The sequence below is a fragment of the Streptomyces sp. NPDC057543 genome, assembly GCF_042801895.1.
Lineage (GTDB): Bacteria > Actinomycetota > Actinomycetes > Streptomycetales > Streptomycetaceae > Streptomyces.
In genome coordinates this window covers 1-2,273 of the sequence record NZ_JBHVFF010000541.1, presented here as the reverse complement: position 1 = coordinate 2,273, position 2,273 = coordinate 1, and the positions used below count along the sequence as shown (strand labels likewise).

General features: G+C 72.1%; 3 protein-coding genes. 2 read left to right on the top strand and 1 reads right to left on the bottom strand.

Going from position 1 to position 2,273, the window contains the following annotated elements; translation table 11 throughout:
- Positions 1–47 precede the first annotated feature (47 nt).
- The gene (locus tag ACFU8Q_RS41075) at positions 48–263 is read left to right on the top strand and encodes a hypothetical protein (RefSeq protein WP_384465206.1); all 216 of its coding nucleotides are present in this window, start codon (positions 48–50) and stop codon (positions 261–263) included.
- Positions 264–289: 26 nt separating this feature from the next.
- Here ACFU8Q_RS41075 and ACFU8Q_RS41070 read toward each other — a convergent pair whose 3' ends face one another.
- Positions 290–1,732, bottom strand: coding sequence for a dihydrolipoyl dehydrogenase family protein (locus ACFU8Q_RS41070; protein WP_384465203.1), 1,443 nt, complete (start codon positions 1,730–1,732; stop codon positions 290–292).
- Positions 1,733–1,847: 115 nt separating this feature from the next.
- Here ACFU8Q_RS41070 and trxA point away from each other — a divergent pair, with 115 nt between their 5' ends.
- Positions 1,848–2,219: a thioredoxin gene (trxA, locus tag ACFU8Q_RS41065; RefSeq protein WP_384465200.1), complete on the top strand. Its 372-nt coding sequence runs from the start codon at positions 1,848–1,850 to the stop codon at positions 2,217–2,219.
- Positions 2,220–2,273: the final 54 nt, after the last annotated feature.

Sequence of the window (2,273 nt, the reverse complement as noted above, 5' to 3'; positions counted from 1 at the left end):
GGGGAGGCTCCCGGCGGGTTCCGCCGTCTGCTGGTGGTGCGTGGTGATTGGCGCGCAGGTCACCCGGCCGGGTCGTGCCCTGGCGGGTGCCGCACGAGGCGGCCAGGCTGCATCTGCCGGGGCGGGACCGGGCGGGCCGCCATACCCGCCGGGGTCCGCGTCACCCTGCGAAGGAGGTGTTCGACGCGCCGCGGCACCCGCACACGAAGGCGCCGCTCGTGGCCGTCGTCACGGTCGGCAAGGCTGCCGCCCCCGTCCGGTGAGCCGCCGGGGACGGGCGGCCCGGACCCTATGCGTCGCGGTATGCCTCCAGCAGGCGCAGCCAGATCTCGCTGATCGTCGGATAGGCGGGGACGGCGTGCCACAGTCGGCCGATGGGGACCTCGCCCGCCACCGCGACCGTCGCCGAGTGCAGCAGTTCGCCGATGCCGGGTCCGACGAAGGTGACACCGAGCAGGATCTCCCGGTCGAGGTCCACGATCATGCGGGCGCGGCCGCGGTAGCCGTCCGCGTACAGGCCGGAGCCCGCGACCGCCGCGAGGTCGTGATCGACGGCGCGTACACGGTGGCCGGCCTGCTCTGCCTCGGCGAGGGTGAGGCCGACCGAGGCGGCCTCGGGATCGGTGAAGACGACCTGGGGAACGGCCGCGTGGTCGGCGGTGGCCACGTGGGCGCCCCACCGGTCGGTCTCCAGCAGCGGCACTCCCTCGGCGCGGGCGGCGATCGCGGCGCCCGCGATGCGCGCCTGGTATTTGCCCTGGTGGGTGAGGAGCGCCCGGTGGTTGACGTCGCCGACGGCGTAGAGCCAGGTGGTGCCTTCGACGAGGCAGCTGTCGTCGACGGTGAGCCAGGAGCCGGGCGTGAGGCCCACCGTCTCCAGGCCCACGTCGTCGGTGCGCGGGGCGCGGCCGGTGGCGAAGAGGATCTCGTCGGCCTCGATTCGCTCGCCGTTGTCCAGTTCCGCGACGACCGGCCCGTCCGGGACCGTACGCCGTACGGAGGTCGCCGAGACTCCGGTACGGATGTCGGCGCCCGCCTCGGTCAGCGCCTGCGCGACCAGTTCACCGGCGAAGGGTTCCATCTTCGGGAGGAGTCCCTTGCCGCGGATCAGCATCGTCACCCGGGCGCCGAGGGCCTGCCAGACGGTGGCCATCTCCGCCCCGACCACGCCGCCCCCGACGATCACGAGGCGGCCGGGCACCTTCTTGGCGCTCGTCGCCTCCCGGCTGGTCCAGGGACGGGCCCCGTCGACGCCGGGCAGGGCGGGGACGACGGCGCGGCTGCCGGTGCAGACGGCGACGGCCTGCCGGGCGGTGAGCCGGTGCACGGTGCCGTCGGGGGCGGTGACGGAGACGGCCTTCTCGCCGGTGAGCCGGCCCCGGCCGCGGTAGATGTCCGCTCCGATGCCCTCGAGCCAGGCGACCTGTCCGTCGTCCTTCCAGTGCGAGGCGTATGCGTCGCGGCGGGCGAGGACCGCTGCCACGTCGAGTGGTCCCTGGACGGCGTCGCTGAGGCCGGGCAGGCGGCGGGCGTCGGCGCGGGCGACCACCGGCCGCAGCAGGGCCTTGCTGGGCATGCAGGCCCAGTAGGAGCACTCGCCGCCGATGAGTTCCGTCTCGACGACCGCCGTGCTCAGCCCGGCGGCACGCGCCCGGTCGGCGACGTTCTCACCCACCGGACCTGCTCCGATGACCACTACGTCGTATTCGGCGTTCAGGGAAGCTTCTGTCATGGGAACAGTCTGATCGCGGGTGTGCGCGGTGGCCACATGGGCAGGCGGAATAGCGCACGTACCAGCACGGTTGTGCGGGACAGGTCCGAGCGGGCAGAGGAAGAGGTAGCAGAGTATGAGCACCGTTGAGCTCACCAAGGAAAACTTCGATCAGGTCGTCAGTGACAACGACTTCGTCCTGATCGACTTCTGGGCTTCCTGGTGCGGCCCGTGCCGGCAGTTCGCGCCGGTCTACGACGCGGCGTCCGAACGCCACGACGACCTGGTCTTCGCCAAGGTCGACACCGAGGCGCAGCAGGAGTTGGCGGCGGCCTTCGAGATCCGTTCCATTCCCACACTGATGATCGTCCGGGACAACGTAGCGGTGTTCGCTCAGCCGGGGGCGCTGCCGGAGGCGGCGCTGGAGGATGTCATCGGACAGGCCAGGAAGCTGGACATGGACGAGGTCCGCAAGTCCATCGAGAACCAGCAGCAGGAGCAGAAGTAGGCTCCACGCGCGCATGAACGGGGTGAGGGGCCCGACCGGTCCGCGGACGCGGAC

What these genes read in the sequence shown, in the direction of transcription:
- ACFU8Q_RS41070 (WP_384465203.1), bottom strand. Translation starts at nt 1,732, where the DNA reads ATGACAGAAGCTTCCCTGAACGCCGAATACGACGTAGTGGTCATCGGA.
- trxA (WP_384465200.1), top strand. Translation starts at nt 1,848, where the DNA reads ATGAGCACCGTTGAGCTCACCAAGGAAAACTTCGATCAGGTCGTCAGT.